We start from the raw sequence: 23,588 nt of genomic DNA, 5'->3' as shown, positions 1-23,588 counted from the left end.
ATATTCACCACCTTTTTTTAAAATATTTGATTAATTTTTAATACAATTTTTACTATAATAAATATAATTAAACCAGCAACAGCAGAAGATAATAAAACTCCTATTAAACCTAAAATAATTTTTATTATTTTAAAAAACATAATATTATTCCTGCAATTCTTGTAATTTTCATAAATTACCACCACTAATATTCATGTCTTCTCATTTAAAAACATCAATATTTTCATTTCTTGAACATAATAATTGTAATCTTCCACCCTCTTTTATATAAGTACTATATACTGTTACAGTTTGTGGAATACCAGAACCTAACGAATAAACAAAATCAGTAAATGTATAAATATCTGGTAATATTATTTTTTGTTGTCTTGGATTTAAATTAAATCATATACGATATAATTTATTTTCTTTACAATCATATCTAATTTCTTGATTTTTTATACCAGTAGTACTAATATTAAAGGCTACATCTTTTCATTTACCAATTTTTAAATCTTTTATTTTTTTAATTAATTCATTAATAGCACCAGCAATAGTTTTATCACTAGTTTCTAAATTAGCAATTTCAGTACCAAAAGTATTGAGAACAAAAGCATATTGAAATTGTGTTTTATCTATTTTATCTTCTAATTCTTTATCTACTTCTTCTTTTTTATAATAATCAGTTAAATCTGGGATATTTTTATTTAATGTTCTTAAATTAACAGCATCTTGTGGTTGTGTAGGGTCTGCTATATAAACAATTCTAGTATTATTTGAAGTAATAATTCTTTTTTCTTTAGGTTGAATAATATTAGGCGAATTAGGGTCTATTAATCATAATGATTCACCACTACCACCAGTAGCACTAATAGTATTAGTTTTTTCATCAATCTTAATATTTTCACCAGCAATTAATTTATCTTGTTTTTTATCTAATAAATTATTAGTTTCTTGTTTTGTATAATAATCACGTTCAGTATCTTCTTCTGCTATAAATTCAGTTGGTGTATCTATTCCTTGATATTGATATATTTCTTCTTATACCACCAATTAAATTAATTTTTCCACGTTCAGGATAAGAATTACCGCCACCACTAAATTCTTTCTTTTTATTGTTATAGTAAATCGTTCCGGTATTTAAAATTGTTTTATTTTGGATTTGTTCACTATACGTCATGGAATCAACATTTAGCAATTCAAATTCATTAAAAACATTATTTAAATAAATTTTAATTACTTTATAAAATTTCATAAAGTTATTTTCTGTTGAATATTGATAACTGATTTTAATAAAATATCATTTAAATATTTCTATATTATTATTTTCAACTTTTTTTCATAAAGGACTAGTTTCAATATTAAATCAATTATTTTTAACATCATTAATATTTTCATTTGCTTTAATTAATTCAGTATTTAATTTGGTAATTTCATTTTCATTAGTAGTAATTCGTTTTTGTTGTTTAGCAGAAAAATCACAAGTTGGTGCATGCGTATAATCACCAATTTGTGGATTATTTTGTAATGCTTCGGGTGGTAATGTACCAATTTCATCAGGTCAATCTAAAATCATTGTTTCAGTTTCTTTATCATAATCAGTTGCAACATAACCTTTATTAACAAATTTACTAACAGGACCTCTATATATTTCATTTTCATTATCATAAACTAAATCATCATATAATTTAATTTGTTTTGATAATGTAAATTCTGGAATGGCAACACTTTTTAGGACTATTTTTTGGTAGACACTTGTTCTTGATATTTGATAGGAGTTAAGTAGTTTAAAGTGCTGTGGATTCTTATGTTGTTGTATCAATTGATATAATCAAATAATTCTAATTTTAATTGGATTAATGATGTAAAATTTTTATCATTAATAAATTCAGTTTTGAAAGTTTTAAAAGTTGCTTCAGCAACAGCATTATCATAAGGACAACCTTTTTTGCTTAAAGATCGAGTAATATTGAATGCTAATAAAAGATTATTAATAATTTTATTGTTAAATTCATTACCTCGATCACTATGAAATATTTGGATATCTTTTAAACAGCGATTTGATTGCATAAATGCTTGATATACTAGTAATGCATCTTTTTTAACTCCAACACTATGTCCAATAATTTCTCGGTTAAATAGGTCTATTAATAGGCAAATATAGTTTCATTTACCATTAACTTGAACGTAAGTTAAATCACTAACAATAACTTCATTTTTAACCCTATTATTAAAGTTTCTATTAACAAGATTGGTTATTTGACTATTATTGACTTTATTATGATGATTTTTGAATGATAATTTAGTGTATTTTGATATTAAATTATGCTTATTCATAATTTCTTTAATTTTTCTGCGTGATAAATAAATTTCTTGGTTTTCTAAAATTTTTTTTAATCTTCTAGTACCATAAACTTCTTTATTTTCTTTAAAAGCACTAATAACAGCTTCATCATACATATTATTTTTGATTTTATTTTCTTTTTTCTTTAAGTTAAAATAATATGTTGATTTAGATATTTTCAAAAAACGACACATTGTGCGAATTTTATATTTAACTTTATTTTTAGCAATAATTTCTACTTTCTGCCTATTATTAGTGCTGCTTGCTTTAAAATATCATTTTCCATTCTTAATTGTTTTAATTCTTTTCTTAATTTAATTAATTCATTTTCTTCAACAGAACTATTATCTTTAGTTTTAAAACTACCTGAATTAGTAAATTGCTTAATTCAATTATAAGTAGCTGCTCTTTGTAACATTGTACTCTTTAGCAAGACAAGAACATAACTACTATTCGTTTTATTCATTCCAGAAATTCTGGGCTCAAAAATAAATTGTGAAATTTTAAAAAACATTGAGGCATTCGATTCAATATTTATTTAATTTGTGTTTAGCAAATTAATATTTTAATTGAACCGGCACCGCTCAATTTTTTTTACAAGTTTGAAATTTATTTTCTCGCCCAAAAAATTTTTAAAAAAAAATAAAAAATAAAACCAACACTTGCTCACTGGAGAGTGGCAAGGTTGGTTAAATAAAGAATAGAATTAATACAATAGGTCCCTACAACAGGTCTATATATACTAGTTTCCAATTCGCTCCCACCCCAAGAATTACCATTAATGGTTAGTATATTTTATTAGGTATCACTCCACTTATTATTTATCCATGCAAGTCCACATGCTTGCTACTATTTTTAACAACTGTGTTGTAGTTCACTTTTTTAGTTCCCTAACACGTGTTGATAATAGCGTTAAAGACGATTATTAAAAATTTTAAAATTTTACAATTACAAAAAAAAGACAAGATTTTTATTCTCGTCTTTTATCATTTATTTTTAATTCAAGGGTTTAAAAAAGAAAGGAGCTATTTTTAAAACTTTTTAGTTATCGACATCTTCGACACGCTCCCTAAAACTACATTAGCATTAATGGCTTTAGCAGAAGTTCAAAAACAAAATGGTAGAATAGCATTTATAGATGCTGAACATGCATTAGATCGTCAATATAGTCAAAAATTAGGTGTTGATATTAGTCGTTTATTAATTACACAACCAGATTCAGGAGAACAAGCATTAGAAATACTAGATATTCTTGTTAAATCAGAAGCTTTAGATATGATTGTTGTTGATTCAGTAGCAGCATTAGTTCCACAAATTGAACTTGATGGTGATATGAATGATCAAACAATTGGTGCTCAAGCGCGATTAATGTCTAAAGCATTACGAAAAATTAGTGGAAGTATCGCAAAAACTAATTGTATTGTTTTATTTATTAATCAAATTCGAGAAAAAGTTGGTATTATATATGGTAATCCTGAAATAACACCCGAAGGAAAAGCATTACGTTTTTATAGTACAATTAGACTAGAAGTACGTAAAGGTGAACAATTAATCAAAAGTAATCAAATAATTGGTCATAAAATAAAAATAAAAGTTGTAAAAAATAAAGTAGCACCACCATTTAAAACAGCAAGTCTTGATTTTTGTTTTGAAGAAGGATTTTCAAAAATTAGTGAAATCATTACAATTGCTGTTGAGAAAGAAGTTATTAATAAATCTGGTGGTTGATACACTTATGAAGATGTAAAATTAGGACAAGGAAAAATAAAAGCAAAAGAAACTTTAGAAGCAAATACTTTTCTTTTAGAACAAATTAAGGAACGAATCAAGTTTTAAAAATTAATATTTAAAACATGCTAAAATTAATGTAGGATTATTATCCTACTTATTTGTGTGTAGATATTAAAGAAGAAAAATATAAAATTTTAATTTTATTTAAGTTTTTGAGTGTAAGGATTCTTTTTCTTGTAGGTGTTTTACAGCAAGGAGAAAAATATAAATGGAAAAAAATATGTTAGCTATATTATCAAATATAAGTAGTCAACAGTTTGGAATGTGAGTAGGTATATCAATTTTTCTAGCAATGATAGTAGGGATAATTGCTGGATTTCTAATTAGAAAAATGTATTTAAAAATTAAAGAACAACAAAGTTTTACTAATATTTTAAAGAGAGAAAAAGAATCTCAAAAATTAATTCAATCCTCAAGAGCCGATGCAAAAATTGAAATAAGTAAAATGAAAAAAGATTTGTATTTAGAGATTGAATATCGTAAAGAACAAAATTTAGAATATGAGAAACTTTTAAATAAAAGAGAACGCAAATTAAGTGAACGTGAAGAAATAATTGAAACACAAACACAAAATCTTTATCATCAACGTGAAATTGTAAAAAATGTTAAATTAGAATATCATCAAAAAATTGATCAAATTATTATGGAATTAGAAAAAATTTCTGGTATGAGTCGAAATGAAGCAAAAGATGAATTGTTTAGTAAATTAAAAGAAAAATTATCATTAGAATTTAATAAAATTATTAAAAATCATGAATATAATATTAAACTTCAATCTAAAGAGTTAGCCAATAATATTGTTAGTGAAGCAATAGAACGTTATGCAAGTAATTTTATTGTTGATAAGTCAGTATCATATGTTAAGTTACCTAATGAAGAAATGAAAGGCAGAATTATTGGTAAAGAGGGTAGAAATATTAAATCTTTTGAGTTAACAGCGGGTGTAGATATTATCATTGATGATACGCCAGAAACAATTCAAATTTCTTCATTTAATCCGATCAGAAGAGAAATTGCAACTAGAGCTTTAGAAGATTTAGTTAAAGATGGAAGAATTCATCCAATTAGAATTGAAGAAATCTTGAGATTTTATGAGCAGGAATTAAATGAAGGTTTTAAAGTTGATGGTAAAAAAATTATTGATGAGTTAAAATTAACTGGTTTTGAACCAGAGTTAGTATCTTATATTGGAAGATTAAAATATCGTACAAGTTATGGGCAAAATGTTTTATTGCATTCCTTTGAAGTTGCCAAACTTGCAGGAGCAATGGCAGCTGAATTGGGTTTAGATGTTAATATTGCAAAACGTGCTGGTTTATTACATGATATTGGTAAAGCTGCTGATTATGAATTAGAAGGTTCACATGTTTATAATGGTGTGATTTTAGCAAAAAAATATGGTGAAAGTGATATTATTATTAATGCTATTCATTCTCATCATGGTGATGTTGCAAAAGATAATGTTTATTCTTCTTTAGTTTCAGCTGCTGATACATTATCAGCAGCTAGACCTGGTTCAAGAAATAATTCATTAGAAGAATTTATAACTAGAATTAAAGAAATTGAAGATTTGTGTAAATCTGTTAAAGGCGTAGAAAAAGCATATGCTGTTCAGGCAGGAAGACAAATTAGAGTTATTGTTGATCCTAAAGTTATTAATGATTTTGATGCTCATATATTAGCAAGAAACTTAAAACAAAAATTAGAACAAATGATTACAATACCAGGCGATATTCATATTACTGTTATTCGTGAAGTAAGAGCAACAGAATTAATTAATTAATTTTTAGAGAACCCTTAGGTTCTCTTTTTAACTTTATAAAATATATAATTTGTTAATTCAAATATTTATTTTTTTATGTTTAATTTATTTTTTCATTATTATTTTAGTGTTAAAATAATATAGTCTTAAAAATAGAGGAGAATATAAATATGATTTTTGCTGACATTATGTCAAAAAAAGTACAAAAAACATTAGAAAAAAATTTAAGTAAAAAAACTTTAACCATGGAAAATATGGAAGCAACAATTAAAGAATTCAGATTAATTTTGTTAGAGGCTGACGTTAATTTTAGAGTAGTTAAAACTTTAACTAATGAAATTATTAATAAAGCAAAAGGTGAATTTATTAAAGAAGGCTTAGATCAAAAAGAAATGTTAATTAAAATTATTCATGATGAATTAACAAAGATTATGGGTACTAAGAATGTTGAATTAGATTTATCTACTAATCCCACTGTTATTATGATAGTTGGTTTACAAGGTTCTGGTAAAACAACAACAATATCTAAACTAGCAAAGTTGTTAACAGATAAATATCAAAAAAAATGTTTACTAGTTGCAGGAGATATTTATCGTCCAGCTGCTGTTGAACAATTAAAAGTTTTAGGAAAACAATTGAATATTGAAGTTTTTTCCCAAAAAAATGAAACTCCTACTAATATTGTTAAAAATGCTCAAATATATGCTAATAAAAATAAGTTTGATGTAATATTAATTGATACAGCTGGAAGATTACACATTGATGAAAAATTAATGCAAGAACTAGCAGAAATAAGAAAAATTACTTCACCAAAAGAAGTTTTACTTGTTTGTGATGGTATGGCAGGACAAGATATAATTAATGTTGCTATTGAGTTTAATAATACTATTCCTATTACTGGAAGTATAATCACTAAATTAGATGGTACTGCTAAGGGTGGTTCAGCTCTTTCAATTTCTTATTTAACAAAGATTCCTGTTAAGTTCTTAGGAATGGGTGAAAAGGTAACTGATTTAGAAGTTTTTTATCCAGAAAGAATGGCAGAACGTATTTTAGGAATGGGTGATCTTACTACATTAATGGAGAAGGCCGAAAGTATAGTTTCAACTCGTGATGTTGAAGAAACTATGAATAGAATGATGTTAGGTCAATTTGATTTGAATGACCTTGTTAATCAAATGAAGCAAATTCAAAAAATGGGTAAATTGGGCTCACTTGTAAAAATGATTCCTGGTATGTCTTCTAAAATTAGTGATGCTAAAATTAGTGATGCTGAAACTGATTTAAAAATAGCAGAATATATTATTGCTTCAACAACTGCTCAAGAACGTGAAAAGCCACAAATTTTACGTTATCCAACTAGAAAAGCAAGAGTATTAAAAGGCTCAGGTCGTTCAGAAAAAGAATTAAATAAAGTGCTAAACCAATTTGAAAAAACTAAAAAAGTTATGGATCAAATTGCTGGTCAGATTAAAAAAGGAGAAATGCCAAATATTCCAGGATTAGATAAGTTAATAAAAAGTTAGAAAAATAAAAAAAATTGTCATTATTTAGTGATAATTTCCTATTAGTTATCGAGTAAAAATTTCCCAAAAGTGAAGTTAAATATACTTGGTGATAAATATGGAAAGAAGCATGACTATGAAAGAAAAATATAAATATAAGATTATAAACGACATTACTATTGGATGGGTTACACTTTATTGGACACTAATTACGTAGACAAGTGAACAAATTAGTGAAAAGAAAGGAAGTATAATTATGGCCAATATTAACTCATATTCAGATGAATTTAAAAAACAAATAGTAGCTTTATATCAAAGCGGTAAGTCAGTGTCTTGTCTTGCTAAAGAGTACAATGTTACAAGAGCAGCTACTTATAATTGAATTAAGCAATTTACTAATTCAGGTAGTTTTAAAACTAAAGATAATCGTTCTGTTGAAGAAAATGAATTAATTAAATTAAGAAAAGAATTAAAACAATTAAGAATGGAAAATGATATTTTAAAGCAAGCAGCACTAATAATAGGCAGAAAGTAGAAATTATTGCTAAAAATAAAGTTAAATATAAAATTCGCACAATGTGTCGTTTTTTGAAAATATCTAAATCAACATATTATTTTAACTTAAAGAAAAAAGAAAATAAAATCAAAAATAATATGTATGATGAAGCTGTTATTAGTGCTTTTAAAGAAAATAAAGAAGTTTATGGTACTAGAAGATTAAAAAAAATTTTAGAAAACCAAGAAATTTATTTATCAAGAAGAAAAATTAAAGAAATTATGAATAAGCATAATTTAATATCAAAATACACTAAATTATCATTCAAAAATCATCATAATAAAGTCAATAATAGTCAAATAACCAATCTTGTTAATAGAAACTTTAATAATAGGGTTAAAAACGAAGTTATTGTTAGTGATTTAACTTACGTTCAAGTTAATGGTAAATGAAACTATATTTGCCTATTAATAGACCTATTTAACCGCGAAATTATTGGACATAGTGTTGGAGTTAAAAAAGATGCATTACTAGTATATCAAGCATTTATGCAATCAAATCGCTGTTTAAAAGATATCCAAATATTTCATAGTGATCGAGGTAATGAATTTAACAATAAAATTATTAATAATCTTTTATTAGCATTCAATATTACTCGATCTTTAAGCAAAAAAGGTTGTCCTTATGATAATGCTGTTGCTGAAGCAACTTTTAAAACTTTCAAAACTGAATTTATTAATGATAAAAATTTTACATCATTAATCCAATTAAAATTAGAATTATTTGATTATATCAATTGATACAACAACATAAGAATCCACAGCACTTTAAACTACTTAACTCCTATCAAATATCAAGAACAAGTGTCTACCAAAAAATAGTCCTAAAAAGTGTTGCCATTCCAAACTAAAAAAGTTTATATACCCAATAAAAATTATCCTTGAAGATATGGATATTAATAATTCCTAATTAAAGTTATATAAGATTTACATTTTGTGAATACTAAACCATATAAATTTTTAAATCATTTGTATATGGGCAAATTTGGTGACCTAAAATTGATTTTAAATATAAAAGAAATTTTAATTGCAATCTATCGTTTTTACATTTGTGGTAAGTTTGATTTATTCGGATTTATTAATAAATTATTTAAAGTTGCATTATTAATTTTATTAACATCTATATTTATTTCACTATTTGATTTTCTTATATATAATTCTTTTACTTTTTTAATATTTCCAAAAAGTTCTTTTGATATTTTTATAAAAAAATCATTTTTTTCTTTAATTATTTTATTTTTATCAATTTTTCCAAAAGTAAATATTTTTAATATTAAATAACTAATTTTTTTAAATTTGCTAATTTTTTGTTTTTTTAAATTTTCATTAATATCAACAATAGTAGTTTGAGCTAAATTAACTCTATTACTAATAATTTCTGGAGTAAATTGATTTTTATCAATGATTATTTTTATCAATTCTTTATTAATTCATTCATATTCTTCTTGTAAATTTTTATTCATTTTTTCATCCTTTCAAAATAAAAACTCATTTACTTTGAAATTAAAGCAATGAGTTAAAAACTTATATTAAGTTTAATTAAATTATACAAAAAAAATCCTATATTAAAAACAGGAATTAAAATTTTAAAGGTTATTTGGAATTTGTGCTTATTTAACAGTGTAACTTTCCAAAATAATTTAATTTTTTGATAAATATTTTTAGGAAATTTTCATTCGATATTGACAAAAAATAAAAAAAATTTGTTATTTTTTGTTAATTTGTTAAAATTTATTTAACTCAAGAAATGTATAAAACTTTGATTTCTTGAGTTTTTATAGATATTATTTTATTAAAATTTTTTTAAATTTTCTTCTTTGTTTTTAAAAATTTAATTTATTTTTTAAAGTAAAACTAGATTTTAAAAAGAAAATAGTGTTTAAATAGTGGGTTATTTTAAATTAAAAATATAGCAAAAATTTATTTTTTCTTTTTCAGTTGCTTAATAATATTTAGGGAACAAGATAACTTTGAATTGTGTTTAGTAAACAAATTAAATTCAGTTAGGAGACAATGATTATGAAAGATACGTATACATCTGTTCGATTAGCTCAAAAGCCACAAAATTCTTTTGCTTGCTATAGATGTGGTAGAGTAATTTTGATAGCTGATTACTTAGAAGGAATAAATATTCAAGTTAATTGCAGTCGTTGTGGTTTTAAGAAGCGTGTTAATAGTATAAAGATAGAGAAAATAAACAGTAAACCAAATTCAGCGCTAAATTCTAATGAAATTTCAAAAGAAAAGATAAATGAAATTTTTAATTCCTAAAACTATTAAATTTGTAAAATTACAAATTTGGAGAAGTGTTGGTTTAATTGATTTATTAATTATTTTAATGGTAGTTGGATTTGCTTCAATTATTATTTTACTGTTGCAAATTGATATTATTTTTAAAATATTAGCTGTTATTTTAGTTGGTTGTTCTACTATTCCGCTTACTTTTTATTGACAGCCAAGAAAAAAAGGATGAGAAATTATTTTATTATGATTTAAATTTCATAGTAAAAATCGTTATTATAAATCTGAAAAAAATTCACAAATATTAGTACCATTTAAAAAAATTATTAGTAAGAATGTGATGCAATTAAATGTGAAAAATACAAATTATACTAGAGCTTTATTATTGGAGGGTTTTAATATTACATTATTATCTAATGAAGAAGCCTCAAATAAAATTAAAGATTTAGCTGCAGCTTTTAAAATTATTAATATTTCTATGTCTTTAATAAAGATTGATATGCCTTTAGATATAACTGCGCAAACTAATTTTTATAAAGAACAACTCGAAAAAATTGATTTAGAAAATATTAGTGAAAAAGCAAAATTAGCAAGAAAATTTCAAATGATATCAGCAATTAATGCTAATAATGAAATTCAAAATCAAAATGAAATGACGCAACCATTTTTTTACTTATTTTTTTATTCATCAAATCAAGAAAAATTAAAAGAAGAAGTAAATGCTTTTAAAAATTATATCAGTCGTAGTGGTGTTAAAGCTAGTGATATTAATTGTTTTGAAATGATGGTTGTTTATAGTAAATTAATAAATTCTAATGAAAATGCTTCGTTAGAAGAAATGTTTACTACAAAAAAAGAAGAAACTGTTAAAAGTAAAGATTTAACTAATGATTTAGCGATTAAAGAATTATTAGTTCATAAGAATAATTTAGAATTTGCTAATTGTTTTCAAACTGTTTATAACATATATGATTATCCATTTGAAGTTTCAGCAGTCTGATTAGCAAATTTAGTAAATATTCCGAATACTAGTTTAATCTTTACTTTTAATAGTATCAGTGAAGAAAGTGCTAAAAAACAATTGAATAAAGCTATGCAAAATTTAGCAACTTTAAATTTTATGACAAAATCATTATCAGAACGAAGAGATTATGATTATCATTATCAATCATTAAATGAATTACTAGATCAAATTGCTGGTGGTGGTGAAAAAATATTTGATACTAATATGTATTTATTAATTAATGGTGCTGATCGTAAGCAACTTAAGCAAAATATTAGTACTGCCGAATACGAAATAAAAAACAATAATATGAAGTTTGATAAATTATATTATCGTCAATTAGAAGCTTTTTTATCAGTAATGCCAGATAGTGCTGATTGATTTAAAGAAACAAGTCATGAAATGCCATGTTTAACAATAGGTGCTAGTTTTCCTTTTTTAAATCAAGAATTAAATGATAAACAAGGACTGTTTCTTGGATTTAATGAAAGTGGTAATAAAGTATTTTTTGATCAAAGAACTAAAAGTAGTACTCGTAAAAATCATAATCAATTAATTATTGGTACTAGTGGTTCGGGAAAATCTTATACTTCTAAAAAAGAAGTAAATTATCAAATTATGCTTGGTCATAAAGTAATTGTTATTGATCCTGAACGTGAATATCGCGATTTATGTAATTATCATGATGGAAGTTGAATTGATGTTGGTGATGGTTCTTCTGGTAATATTAATCCATTTCAAATTACATTGGCACTGAGTGATGATAATACTAATGATAATAATACTCGTGATATTTTAGCACAACATATGCAATTCTTAGAACAATTTTTAAACGTTGCTACTGGTGGATTAACGAGAAATGAATCAAGTTTATTAATGATTTATGTAAATTTAATGTATGAAAAATTTGGTATTACTTCTCGAACAAAAATTCATTTATTAAAACCAAATCAATTTCCAATTTTTCAAGATTTATATGATATTATTGAATCTGATATGGTTAAAGAAGAAGAAATTAGAAGTAAAAATGAATTAAAAAATTTACTAATTATATTATCAAGATTTGCAACTGGTGGTACTGATGCTAATTTATGAAATGCTCATACTAATATTAATAGCAGTAGTTTATTACAAGTTTATGATTTATATACTTTAACGCAATCAGGGAATAAACGTTTAGTTAACGCTCAAATGTTTTTAATTTTGAAATATATTGAAAATGAAGTACGAAAAAATAAAAATGATAATGAAATTAATAATAAACAACAATGAATTTCAATTACTATTGATGAAGCCCATTTACTTATTGATAAAGAATTTCCAGCAGCATTATTATTTATGTATCAAATTGTTAAGAGAATTCGTAAGTATACAGGTATGATAAATATTATTACACAAAATATTAACGATTTTCTTGGTTCTGAAGAAATTAAAAAATATACTACTGCTATTATTAACTCAAGTCAATATTTAAAAGTATTAAATTTACAACCTCATGATTTAGCGGCATTAAATGAATTGTATTCTTCATATGGTGGCATTTCTGCTAATGAAACTGATTTTATTGCTCGTGCTAAAGTTGGTGAATGTCTTTTTGCTATTTCTAGTTTATATCGTATGTGTTTAAATATTAATGTTAGTGATGCTGAAACACAAGCAATTAAAAATATAAAAAATAACGAAATTGAAAATTAGTATATTTTTATACATTATCGATTTCATCAATAATTGTTAATTTATTTTAAATTAAATATAAAGATACTTTCATATTAATAAAACTTATAAGTTTTATTAATATGATTTTATTTAAATAAAAAATTGGGAGATTGTCAAAAATCCGGAATAAATTAATTTATATCGTCTTATTATAAATTTAGACAAGAAATAATTTGGATTTTTATGAAATTGTATAAATTGTATTGAAATTGTATTTAAATAATATAATTTTTTTAAATTTATTGCAACTAAAATACTTATAATTAAGTTTGTTAAATGCTAAACTTGTAAAGTAAAATTAAGGAGATTTTAAAAATGAAACTTAAAAAATTACAGTTAATAACTGTATTGTTATTTATTTTAACTATTTTAATTATGATTATTGGACTATTATTACTTAGTTTATTTCATGGAAAAGAAGTAGTAACTGTTAAAAATAATTATTTATTTAAAAATTCAGAAACTTTAACATTTGAATATAATGGTTTTACTTTATGAAGTAAATATAGTTGATATTACATATTAACCAATAATAATACTTCTTTTAAAAATTTTGGAAGTTGTTATATTATTGATAATTATTATAATTATCCTTTATTATGGTTAAAAATTGCAGTTATTTTTTCTACAATTGTAGTTCCAATTTTTGTGTCTATAATTTTGTCATTAACATTCTTAATTATTGGTTTAAAAAGAAAAATAAAAAATAATAATTTTTGAGATGCTATTGCAAATTGTGAAATAATCAGTAATTACTACATTCATTAAATTATGTTTCTAAATTTATCTTATTACATTTAAAAATAACCATTTTAATGTAAATACTAATATTATATGTTCTATTACCAAGCATTTCTTTTAAAATATGTCAAATATTACCTTCTGTAAAACAACCTTTATTCCAAGAAGCGCCTTGATTTTCAATACCTTGTTTATTATTTTTAAAATATTGTTTTTTTAATTTTTTATGATTATCTAATTGGTTATATAAGTAATCAATTAATTGTTCATATTGACCATTATTAATTAAATTTTTACAGTGATTATATTCTTTTAAATATTTTTCTTTATTTCCAGCCATTACTCCAAGATATAATGTTCTAATTAAATGAAATTTATCTAAAACAAATTGTGCACCTAAATAATTAGCAAGTTCTTTAATTCATCCTGCACTATCACCACAAATAATAATTTTTGCTTTTGCAATATTTTCATAAAATTTTTGACAATGTTCTTTAACAAATTCAGCAGTTTTTTTAACTCCAATTGGTGTTCTTGTTTTTCTTATAATGGCTTTTACTCTTTTATTTTGTACTTTATGATTAATATTATCTGTATATGTTACTATTAATCGGATAGAATGTTTTGTACCTTTACGTTTAAAGTCTCAAAACTTGCGGTGTACATCATCAATTGCTACAAAAATAGGTTGATTTTTTTCTAATTTTACTTTTACTGGGTTTGCTTCAAATATTTCTAAATTTTTAAAAACTCTATGAACACTACTAACACTAATACCTGCTTTTTTACAAATCACACAAATATCACGATATCTTTTTCCATCTGCAAAATTTTCAATAATAGTATCTTCAATATCTTCACCAATTCTTTTATATTTTGGCAGTTCTAGTATTTCATCAACTAAACAAACACGAACTCATTTTTGTAATTTTTCATCAAAATATTCATAAATTCTTCTTTTATAAGTTATTAATCCATACATTGTTTTTCTTGTTCGATATTGATAATCAACAATTTTATATTTCTTTTTATCTCTTGTATTTTTTATTCTTCAATCTCACTTTTCTCATTTCTTTGTTATATGTTCTAAAATTAATTTATCAATTTTAGGATATTATTCTTTATAAGTTCATCGATAATTAAAATCCATGTTTTTCTCCTAACCATTTTTTAAATTTCTAAATTTATTGTAAATATTTTTAAAATATTAATTTACTTGTTTATTATATAAATATATATAGATATATATATAAGTGTAATTTTAAATAAAATAAAAAATATTTAAAAAATTGCTTTCATATTTAAAATATAATAAATAATTGCAATAGAATTAATAGTATAGGTCTCACAAAATAAATGGCTTTGGTTTAGGCCTTATTTTATATTTAAAAACATATTTGTAAAAATATCAAAAAATAAGTACAATTTAAAAGTAAAATTAAGAAATAATAAGTATTATTTTTTAATATTTATAAAAAAACTCATAACTAGGAAAAATTGAACAATGTAATGATAAAGAAACTGATTTGCTAAATGAAATTAAAAAGCAAATAGAAAGACTTGATATAAAAGCTAGTATATTAACGGCTATTTCTGGTGTCCTTTTGGGAATGTCTTTTGGTTGAATACCCATATTTAAAGATATTGAATATTCATCAATTAAAATTACTACATTTTTTTTATTTCTTTTCACAATTTTATATATATTGTTTTTATTTTTATCAATAATTATTTTTATTTGTTCAATTTCTCCAAGAAGTAGACCAAAAACACTTAATAAAAATAAAACAAATAATTTTAGTTTATATTATAAAGATTTACAAAAAATGAAAATAAGTAATATTAAAAAAGAAGTTTTAAAAAATAAAGAAACTTGTTTGCGTTTATCAGAACAAATTAAAATTAATTCTATTATAGCTACCAAAAAACATAAACTATTAAATTGAGGTATTTTATTTCTAATTTTATCAATATTTTCAATAATTATTTCTGTTTTATTTTATATGTTTATTTAAAATTAAAAAATAAGGAGTCATTTAAAATGAAAACATGAATAAAAACAAATTTAAATAAAATAACATTAGCATTAGCACTAACTGGTGCGACAACCGGAACAATAGGATTAATAATTGGTTCAATAGCACATCATAAAACAAATGATTTGACTTATTTTTAGACCATGATTACAATGCGCACTGGGGGGCTTCTATTTGAGAAAGTCCAAGAAGCGACCATTATAAAATAGATTTATATTTTGCAGTTAAACCAACTAATAATAATGATAAAAAATGAAATGGCAATTATCCTGATGGATATTTTGATAATTAAAATAAATTTTTAAGGATTTTGAACGATGATTGATCAAAAATTTTTAATTAAAAAAAATACAAGAAAAAATTAGAAACAATAGTAAATTTTTTAAATTTTTAGAAACGGAACTTGAAAAAGAAGAATGTAAAAAAATTTTTTAATTATGTAGAAAAGTAGTGGTAAATTATTTTTTACTATTAATTTAAACATATAGTATTATTTTTATAAGTTTTTTTAACAATTATTAAAACTTTTAAATGTAAATAATGTAAATAAATAACACTTTATCATGTACCACGATTTTTAGTATAAATTAAAAAAATCCTGATGAAAACTTTATTTTTAATACAATGCAAATGATGGCACGTGCTGAAGTGACAATTGCTGTCTATAAAGATGTCATTAAAATAATTGGGAGCATACCGATGTTGTCAATAATATTCAAATTTGTCTTAAAATTATAAAGTTAGACGAGAATAATTTTGACTTCAATATGCAATTGTATGTTAATCTTAACACTTGTAAAATATTAGTCAATAATAATACTTACTTTTATAATTCAAAAATTCTTATTAATAGTTACTTTAATAAGTTTTATTTTATTTTTGGTTTTTTAAAATCTTTAATTTTAATTTATAATAACTGGATGGTAGTATTTATTTGATAGCATTTAAAATTAACCATTTTTGTATACATATCAATATTATAGGTTCTATCACCAATCATATGCTTTAAAATTTGTTTAATATTAGTTTCAGTAAAGCAACCAATATTTTCAACTAGTGCTTGGTTTAATACACCATCTTTTGCATTAATAAAATAACCAACTTTTAATTTTTTATATTGTAAAGCTAATGATTGTAAAAAATCAATTAATTCATAATATTGGCCTTTTTCAAATAAAGTTATTGCATTTTGATAGTGTAATTTAGCAATTTTATTTTTTCTTCTTCCAGCCATTATACCAAGAAATAAAACATGAAAAGCATGGAATTTATCTAAAATAAATTTAGCATTTAAAATTGTAGCAGTTTTTCTAATTCATTTTGCACTATCTCCACAAACTACTAAATTTGCTTGTTCAAAATTTTCAAAAAATAAATTACCATGTTTTTTAATTAATTGTGCTGTTTTTTCAGCACCAATTTCTGTTTTTGATACTCTTATTTTACAAACTGCTCTTTTATTAATTAATTTTCCATTTTTCTTTTTACCAGTACAAAATACTAATAATCTCATAGAACATTTTTTACAATTTTTAGTATTGTGTTTTTCATTAAACTTAAATTTTCTATGTCCATCATCAATATTTATATATAAAGTTTGATTTTTTTCTAAGAACCTGTTTAGGATCTTTTTTAACTTATTTTTGATTAAATTAATATCATAAATGTTATTTTATAGTTGAAAAATAAATTTTTAATCGATAAGTTGTCAAATGATAAAATCTTTTTAACAAAAAAATGACAAAGAAAATAAAATGTTAATTAACTGTCAGGTTAGAAATAATTATTCCCTTTTTTAGTTTAATTATGTTTAAAAGATTCCAAACAGGTTCTAATACTATTTTAGGAATATTAGCTTTTGGTAATTGAAATTTTTGATAGGTTCTACAAACTGTACTAGTACTTATTAAATCTTCAATAAAAGTATCACAAACATCACGATACTTTTTTCCATCAGCAAAAAATTTTAAAATTTGTTTAATAACATTAGGTGCAAGTTTACTATATTTTTTAACACCAAGATAATTATCTAGCAATGAAACAAATTCATTTTTTTGTGTTTTTTGGTTATATTTTGTACAAATACGTCGTTTATAATTTAATAAACCTTTTTTTGCTTTTAATTTTCGTTTTCTAAATCTATATGATTTATATTCAGATTTATCACAGGTACTTCATAAATAATCATCTATTTTTGTAAATAATTCTTCTGTTTGTTTTAAACTTAATTCATCTTGATTAAAATCATGTTTATCTCAATCAAAATGATTAGAGAATGGTAATATAAACATTTTTTAATGTTCCTTTCTAAATTTTGTTTGTTATAATTTAATTGTATTACTTATAAAAATTAGGGAGTAAAATGTGGCTTTTATTAGTAGTTATGCACAACTGAATAAAAAATATAATCTTAATTTTAGTGATAATAATTATGGTTTTAGTTGAGATATTTTTAAACAATTTGTTGGTGATGAATGAGCAGAATTTTTCACTACTAATTGTTTTTATCGTTTTATACCAACAGCACGTGGAACAAGAAAAACTTGAAACTGCTTAGCATTTGATTTATTTATATGTTGTAATTTTAGTGATAGTAGTGTTCAAGAAGTAAGACGATATGAAAATACTCATAGTGAAACTACAATTGGTGCTTTAATGAATGTTTGTCAAGTTTTATTAGATACATATAATATTAATTTATTACCTAATAATACACATGGTATTAAATGAAAAATAACCAAAGATGGTGGATGTATTATTTTTCCTAATAATCAACAAATTGATTTTATTGGTTATGCTAATGGTAATAAAATTTTTGGAAAAGAAGCGGGTGGGTCAAGTTTTTTGGGTTCACGTACTGATGAAATAATAATGGCAGAAGAAAAAGAAACACTAACAGAAAAGCAATTAACATATAGATATGAGCGTTTACAAAATTCTATGTTTAGAAGTAATCGTATTAAAGTTTCAAATGAACCAATTAAAGAATGAAGTTGAACTTTTATTGATAAAAATATATATAGTCCTACTTTTGGAAAATTAATTACTCGTTATTTTTATAAAAGTTTCTTTATTACTTTTACATGTAATCCTTATGATAAATATCACCCATTTTATTTAAAATACTGTACGCCATTTTTACCATTAAATGATGAAATAATTGAAAATCTTAAAAAAATTGGCAAAGTTTATTATGAAAATAAAGATATATTTAGTGGTTTAGGCTTATTTATTTTAAGATTTACTATTCAACCATTTTGAAAAAAATTACCTGAAATTCAACAAAAAACTTTATTAGAAATGGAAAAAAGTAATCCTGATGAATTCAATACTGTTTTTTATGGTTTTGAATTTTTAGATAGTGATGCAACAATTTTTCCATTTCAAAAAACAGTAAAATATTGACAACCATATGATTTAAAACAATTTTATAATCAAGAACAAGATATGTATAAATTTGATTTTTATAGTGTTGGTATTGATTGAGCTACGGGACCAAAAGACCATACTGTATTTATGATAGTTGGTTTTAAAGAATATAATAATACTGGATATTATGACCCTTATGTTATTTGTGAATTAGTAGTTACTCCAAATGATTTTATTAATGAAAATGAGAAAATTAATGCTTATGTTAATGAAATTTTAGGATTAATGGACAATTTTGAAAATTTTGAACAAGCAATTTATTTTTATGATGATAAAGCAAGAACTGCCATGGATTGATTAAATCAAAAATTAATTGATGAACATAATACTATTTTAATAACACAAACTGCTATTAAACACTCTTCAAATTTAAATCAAGAAGCGGGATTAACTAATAGAGTAGTATGAATGAGAAATATTATGAGTTATGGAAACTTTTATGCAAATAAAGATGATTTACCAAAGACTACTCAATGTTTAGAAGAATTACGTTATGATGAAACAAAAACTAACATTCCGGATAAAAATATGTATCAAGACCCTTATGATGCGTTGTTTTATGCCTTGTATCCATATAAAAATGTAATTAGAGGTAAAAATAATGCTAGTGTAAAAAAAAGCATCTTCACATTTGGTATATAATAAACAATTTACATATAATTAATAGTATAGAGGTATCACAAAATAAACGTCTTTAATTTAGGCGTTATTTTGTATTTAAAAGCATACTTGTAAAAATAATCAAAAATAGTACAATTTATAAGTAAAATCAAGGAAAAAAGGAGAAATTTAAAATGAAAACATGAATAAAAAAAAATTTAAGTAAAATAACATTAGCATTAGCAATAACTGGTGCTACAACTGGAACAATAGGTTTAATCATGGGGGGGTGCTTACCCATAATGTTAGTGGAGTTAAATATTTTTTAACTCCACATAAACAAGTTGAATGAGGTGTTCAAAAAATATGAATGTCTGATATTCATGGTATTTCAGTCGATATAAAAAATGAATTTAAAATTTATTTTTCTGATACTCCTGAAAAAACAGAATTTTATAATAGTGGAAATACTCTTGAAAGAATAGATATATCATGAGATGGTAATTATCCTGATGGATATTTTTGATAATTAAAGTTCAATATTTATATAAGAAATATTTTCGTTATATTTATCAAATAGATTAATATTTTTTAAATTTATTTCTTGCTTATCAGTTATTAAAATTAAATCATAATTACCAGCACCAAATATTCCACTAATTTCAATACGATTTAAATTATTAATTGCTTTTTTAATTTGTAAATCAAATTCATTATTGTTATCAATTTGTAATATTTCTTCATAAAATTCTAATTTAGAAAATAATTGAGATTTATTTGAACCATATAAGTTTAAAGTATTCTCAAGTTTATTTTTATTAATAATTAATCGTGTAAAATATTTACCATATTCTCCATTTGCTAGTGTTCAATCAGCAGGAACTAATGATGGAATATTATTACTTTCTAATTCATTTGTAATAGATAATCAATTAAATTGATTATCATCAAGTTTAAATAATTCATTTTGACTAATATCATTATTTTTTAATTTAATATTATTCTTATCTGAAAAATCAAAATATTCAGATTTTAATATAACTTTTACATCTTTAAATTGTCAAATATCATTTTTACTGGGTTTTATTGGACTTGATTTTAGTTCAAAATAATAAGGTAATAATATTTTATTATCATCATTCAAACCTTTATTTATTGATAAAGTTGAATAAATATATTTTGATAACATAATAAATACTTGTTTAAATATTTTAACTTGTTGCAAATTTATATAATTTGGATAATCTAACTCTCATTGTTTAAATAAATTAGTAATTATTTCGTCAGGTTTTTGCCCCGAAAATGTATCACGTAATTCTGCTATTTTATTTTTAGGTTTTCCTGTTTTTTCATCATATTCTGCACCTTCAAAATTTCTATTGTAATTATATGTATAACTTAACATGTTTAATAATAATTGTTGTAAACTATCATTTTTTGGTGCATCTTGTATTTCAATTGCAATATCTTTAAATCTATTATTAGTTGCAAGATAAACATATCATCCTTCATTACTAAAAGATAAAACTTTTTTATCTTCTAAATGTATTTCGTTTTTTAATGGTCAATCACCAGTTCAAATAGAACCTAATTCTCAACCTAATCAAGTATCAGTTACTCTTGCATTTTTAATAACTTCTTTTCTTGTTTCAGTTCCACTACTAATTTTAATCAAATCTAAAACTGATTTTTCTTGTTCTATAAATTGTTTTGCTAAATTTCATGGTAATATTTGTTCACTAAATCATTGTTGTAAAATTCTAACTTTTGGTTGAGTTTCAATAGGCATTGATAATAGCGGAAATGCTATCTTATCTTTAACAAATAACTTTGGGTATACTTCCATATTGTCAACTTCACCAAGTACCTTTATATTGCCGAAAATCATGCTTCTAGGGGCTTTAATTTTTAAACCAATTACTTTTGTATCTTTGTCTAATGGTTTTTGTAATTTAATAATAATTGGATAACCATCTCTTGTTTTAAAATCTTTAATTTTAATAATAGTAATACTTTTAGTACTTCTTGTTTTTGGATTTTGATAAGGTTGAGAATAGTTATTAATGATATATAAATTATCAATATTATTTTCAGTTAATGGTTCATTAATAGATACAGCATATAACTTAAATTGATTTAATAAATTTATTTCTTGAAATATTAAATTTTTAATATCAGTCATACTATATTCAATAGTATTATCATTAATATTTGTACTTGCTCTTTGATTTAATTGCATAGTAAAGTCTGATGTTTCAGCAGCAGTAGTTTTTAATACTTTATCAATATCAATAAAACCAATTTTAATAGTATTTGCTGAAAATCTTAAATTATTATTTTCATTATTTTTAAATAAACGTTCAATTTCATAAATATATAAAGTTCTTAGTTTAAATTCATCATATGCTCTTTTAAGCTCAGGGTCACCTTTGCTACTCATAAGATTAGTAAAGTCATAAGGAATATTGTCAATTAAATAATCATTTTCTACTTCTGCTTGATTAAGTTTAGTTTGTTTCTGTGGAAACTTCGTTTGTGGTTTGTTGTTTTGATTGTCCATTGTTTTCTCCTATTAATTGGTTATTTTCGGGATTAAATAATTTTAATCTCACTGTTAAATTATTAATTTCTTGTTCATCATTAATGTTAAATGTTTTACTATTTAATAAATCTTTATCTAAACGTACTAATATTTGAATAAATTTAAGAATATCAATATTAAATTGTCATAACTTTTGTTCAATATAATTAATAGTTGAAATATTTACAGCTGTACTTTCGGGAACTGATTGTTGTGCTGACTTCTTTTGACTTGGAATATGAATGCCACAACGTTTAAATATTTCATTAACATTTCAATCGTATATATCAGTCAAATTTTTACCTTTAAAATTACTACTTGTCATATTGATATTTTCGTTTTGTTCGTTATTATCTCCGCCACTTTTAAAAATATAATTTTTAGTAACTAATATTCTTACAGCATCTTCTAATAAATCTTTTACATTACCATAAGTTGAATTAAAAATAAACTTTGGTGAGTTTAAAATTGTATCTAAAACAATTTGTTCATAAATAACATCTAATGCTTTAATTTTATCCATTACTTTATTACAATCTGCTAATTCATTTGCTTTATTTCGCATAATTGCTATTGGTATATAGTTAATATTTAGTATTTGTTCTTGTGCTAAATTAGGGTTATTAATGAACGATTTAAAATCTAGTGGAAATTGTTTTTTGCTATCATTAACACTATAAATTGCACGATTAATAGTTACTTGTTCATTATTTAATGTATAAACTTCAAATAATCTTACAATTTGTGCATTTTGTTGATAACTATCATAAAAAATAGTACATTGAATTAATTTACCAGTAATATCATAAACTCTTTGTTGTATATCAACTACTTGAAAATATAAGTCATCATTTGCAATAAAAATTAAATAACCACTAATTCCCAATTTACTTAATTTAAAAATAGAATTTCAATTTTTTCTATAAAATTCTTGTTGAATTAAATACTGCTTAATAGTTTCATTGTTAATATCTAGTGGAGCATTATATAAATTAGCATTATTTTCTGCTACAAAATCAGTAAAATATGTTTCATGATTAAAATCATTAAAACCAAAATAACTTAAAATAGAAGCATGTGTACTTTTACCTTTTAAAAAAGTTAATTTAGTTTTTTCTTCATTATTAGTGCTTTTATCTCTTCTTAAAAATCTACCTAACATAATATTCACCACCTTTTTTTAAAATATTTGATTAATTTTTAATACAATTTTTACTATAATAAATATAATTAAACCAGCAACAGCAGAAGATAATAAAACTCCTATTAAACCTAAAATAATTTTTATTATTTTAAAAAACATAA

The 23,588-nt window shown here is 23.0% G+C and carries 23 protein-coding genes; 12 read left to right on the top strand and 11 right to left on the bottom strand.

What is annotated here, in order from left to right; all coding sequences use genetic code 4:
* Positions 1 to 17 precede the first annotated feature (17 nt).
* From ACXUB0_RS02855 to ACXUB0_RS02840, 4 genes are all read right to left on the bottom strand, one after another.
* Positions 18 to 140, bottom strand: a complete 123-nt coding sequence (locus tag ACXUB0_RS02855; RefSeq protein WP_255495889.1) for a hypothetical protein — start codon at positions 138 to 140, stop codon at positions 18 to 20.
* Between the two features lie 785 nt (positions 141 to 925).
* Positions 926 to 1,801, bottom strand: a complete 876-nt coding sequence (locus ACXUB0_RS02850) for a hypothetical protein (protein WP_458257692.1) — start codon at positions 1,799 to 1,801, stop codon at positions 926 to 928.
* Positions 1,717 to 2,526, bottom strand: a complete 810-nt coding sequence (locus ACXUB0_RS02845) for an IS3 family transposase (protein ID WP_458258783.1) — start codon at positions 2,524 to 2,526, stop codon at positions 1,717 to 1,719. The genes ACXUB0_RS02850 and ACXUB0_RS02845 overlap by 85 nt, the downstream gene beginning before the upstream one ends.
* A gap of 32 nt (positions 2,527 to 2,558) precedes the next feature.
* Positions 2,559 to 2,789, bottom strand: coding sequence for a transposase (locus tag ACXUB0_RS02840; RefSeq protein ID WP_458257691.1), 231 nt, complete (start codon positions 2,787 to 2,789; stop codon positions 2,559 to 2,561).
* Positions 2,790 to 3,364: 575 nt separating this feature from the next.
* Here ACXUB0_RS02840 and recA point away from each other — a divergent pair.
* From recA to ACXUB0_RS02820, 4 genes are all read left to right on the top strand, one after another.
* The gene (gene recA / locus ACXUB0_RS02835) at positions 3,365 to 4,159 is read left to right on the top strand and encodes a recombinase RecA (protein WP_458258782.1); all 795 of its coding nucleotides are present in this window, start codon (positions 3,365 to 3,367) and stop codon (positions 4,157 to 4,159) included.
* A 163-nt stretch (positions 4,160 to 4,322) separates the two neighbouring features.
* Positions 4,323 to 5,897 (top strand): ribonuclease Y, encoded by a 1,575-nt coding sequence (rny, locus tag ACXUB0_RS02830; protein ID WP_458257690.1) that lies wholly within the window; start codon positions 4,323 to 4,325, stop codon positions 5,895 to 5,897.
* Positions 5,898 to 6,046: 149 nt separating this feature from the next.
* Positions 6,047 to 7,402: a signal recognition particle protein gene (gene ffh, locus ACXUB0_RS02825; protein WP_458257689.1), complete on the top strand. Its 1,356-nt coding sequence runs from the start codon at positions 6,047 to 6,049 to the stop codon at positions 7,400 to 7,402.
* A 235-nt stretch (positions 7,403 to 7,637) separates the two neighbouring features.
* A protein-coding gene (locus ACXUB0_RS02820) for an IS3 family transposase (protein ID WP_458257454.1) occupies positions 7,638 to 8,758 on the top strand; the annotation gives its coding sequence in 2 pieces (ribosomal slippage) (positions 7,638 to 7,914 and positions 7,914 to 8,758; 1,122 coding nt in all).
* A 221-nt stretch (positions 8,759 to 8,979) separates the two neighbouring features.
* Here ACXUB0_RS02820 and ACXUB0_RS02815 read toward each other — a convergent pair.
* Positions 8,980 to 9,399 carry a hypothetical protein gene (locus ACXUB0_RS02815; protein ID WP_458257688.1) on the bottom strand — a complete coding sequence of 140 codons (420 nt, stop codon included), beginning with the start codon at positions 9,397 to 9,399 and terminating at the stop codon, positions 8,980 to 8,982.
* 556 nt (positions 9,400 to 9,955) lie between these two features.
* Here ACXUB0_RS02815 and ACXUB0_RS02810 point away from each other — a divergent pair.
* The 3 genes from ACXUB0_RS02810 (at position 9,956) to ACXUB0_RS02800 (ending at position 13,664) form a co-directional block, all read left to right on the top strand.
* Positions 9,956 to 10,207 (top strand): hypothetical protein, encoded by a 252-nt coding sequence (locus ACXUB0_RS02810; protein ID WP_174480064.1) that lies wholly within the window; start codon positions 9,956 to 9,958, stop codon positions 10,205 to 10,207.
* Positions 10,188 to 12,875 carry an Mbov_0397 family ICE element conjugal transfer ATPase gene (locus tag ACXUB0_RS02805; RefSeq protein WP_458257687.1) on the top strand — a complete coding sequence of 896 codons (2,688 nt, stop codon included), beginning with the start codon at positions 10,188 to 10,190 and terminating at the stop codon, positions 12,873 to 12,875. The genes ACXUB0_RS02810 and ACXUB0_RS02805 overlap by 20 nt, the downstream gene beginning before the upstream one ends.
* A 336-nt stretch (positions 12,876 to 13,211) precedes the next feature.
* Positions 13,212 to 13,664, top strand: a complete 453-nt coding sequence (locus ACXUB0_RS02800) for a hypothetical protein (RefSeq protein WP_458257686.1) — start codon at positions 13,212 to 13,214, stop codon at positions 13,662 to 13,664.
* 1 nt (position 13,665) lies between these two features.
* Here the strand turns inward: ACXUB0_RS02800 and ACXUB0_RS02795 are convergent, their stop codons facing one another.
* Positions 13,666 to 14,685: an Mbov_0401 family ICE element transposase-like protein gene (locus ACXUB0_RS02795; RefSeq protein WP_458258781.1), complete on the bottom strand. Its 1,020-nt coding sequence runs from the start codon at positions 14,683 to 14,685 to the stop codon at positions 13,666 to 13,668.
* 562 nt (positions 14,686 to 15,247) lie between these two features.
* On the opposite strand from ACXUB0_RS02795, the gene ACXUB0_RS02790 reads away from it, so the two are divergent.
* Positions 15,248 to 15,652, top strand: a complete 405-nt coding sequence (locus ACXUB0_RS02790) for a Pycsar system effector family protein (protein ID WP_458258780.1) — start codon at positions 15,248 to 15,250, stop codon at positions 15,650 to 15,652.
* A 26-nt stretch (positions 15,653 to 15,678) separates the two neighbouring features.
* A complete protein-coding gene (locus ACXUB0_RS02785) occupies positions 15,679 to 15,813 on the top strand; it encodes a hypothetical protein (RefSeq protein WP_458257685.1) in 135 nt (44 codons plus the stop codon).
* Positions 15,814 to 16,580: 767 nt separating this feature from the next.
* Here the strand turns inward: ACXUB0_RS02785 and ACXUB0_RS02780 are convergent.
* On the bottom strand, positions 16,581 to 17,186 hold the full coding sequence (locus tag ACXUB0_RS02780) for a hypothetical protein (protein ID WP_458257684.1): 606 nt from the start codon (positions 17,184 to 17,186) through the stop codon (positions 16,581 to 16,583).
* A 244-nt stretch (positions 17,187 to 17,430) separates the two neighbouring features.
* The gene (locus tag ACXUB0_RS02775) at positions 17,431 to 17,964 is read right to left on the bottom strand and encodes a UPF0236 family transposase-like protein (RefSeq protein ID WP_458257683.1); all 534 of its coding nucleotides are present in this window, start codon (positions 17,962 to 17,964) and stop codon (positions 17,431 to 17,433) included.
* A 73-nt stretch (positions 17,965 to 18,037) separates the two neighbouring features.
* Between ACXUB0_RS02775 and ACXUB0_RS02770 the strand changes: the two genes are divergently transcribed.
* The 3 genes from ACXUB0_RS02770 (at position 18,038) to ACXUB0_RS02760 (ending at position 20,231) form a co-directional block, all read left to right on the top strand.
* Positions 18,038 to 19,744: a hypothetical protein gene (locus ACXUB0_RS02770; RefSeq protein ID WP_458257682.1), complete on the top strand. Its 1,707-nt coding sequence runs from the start codon at positions 18,038 to 18,040 to the stop codon at positions 19,742 to 19,744.
* A gap of 152 nt (positions 19,745 to 19,896) precedes the next feature.
* Complete coding sequence (locus ACXUB0_RS02765; protein WP_458257681.1) at positions 19,897 to 20,031, top strand: hypothetical protein; 135 nt, start codon at positions 19,897 to 19,899, stop codon at positions 20,029 to 20,031.
* Positions 19,992 to 20,231, top strand: coding sequence for a hypothetical protein (locus tag ACXUB0_RS02760; protein WP_339046328.1), 240 nt, complete (start codon positions 19,992 to 19,994; stop codon positions 20,229 to 20,231). Before ACXUB0_RS02765 ends, ACXUB0_RS02760 begins: the two co-directional genes overlap by 40 nt.
* On the opposite strand, the gene ACXUB0_RS02755 is transcribed toward ACXUB0_RS02760, so the two are convergent.
* Genes ACXUB0_RS02755 through ACXUB0_RS02745 form a run of 3 tightly spaced genes read right to left on the bottom strand, consistent with a single transcriptional unit; the run spans position 20,232 to position 23,586 of the window.
* Positions 20,232 to 22,262: a hypothetical protein gene (locus ACXUB0_RS02755; RefSeq protein ID WP_458257680.1), complete on the bottom strand. Its 2,031-nt coding sequence runs from the start codon at positions 22,260 to 22,262 to the stop codon at positions 20,232 to 20,234.
* Positions 22,210 to 23,445: a hypothetical protein gene (locus ACXUB0_RS02750; RefSeq protein WP_458257525.1), complete on the bottom strand. Its 1,236-nt coding sequence runs from the start codon at positions 23,443 to 23,445 to the stop codon at positions 22,210 to 22,212. Before ACXUB0_RS02750 ends, ACXUB0_RS02755 begins: the two co-directional genes overlap by 53 nt.
* A gap of 18 nt (positions 23,446 to 23,463) precedes the next feature.
* Complete coding sequence (locus ACXUB0_RS02745; protein WP_255495889.1) at positions 23,464 to 23,586, bottom strand: hypothetical protein; 123 nt, start codon at positions 23,584 to 23,586, stop codon at positions 23,464 to 23,466.
* Between the last annotated feature and the right edge of the window lie 2 nt (positions 23,587 to 23,588).

It is taken from the genome of Spiroplasma endosymbiont of Dactylopius coccus (assembly GCF_977110965.1).
The sequence above is the reverse complement of the archived record's forward strand: the minus strand, read 5'-3'. Positions and strand labels throughout refer to the sequence as shown.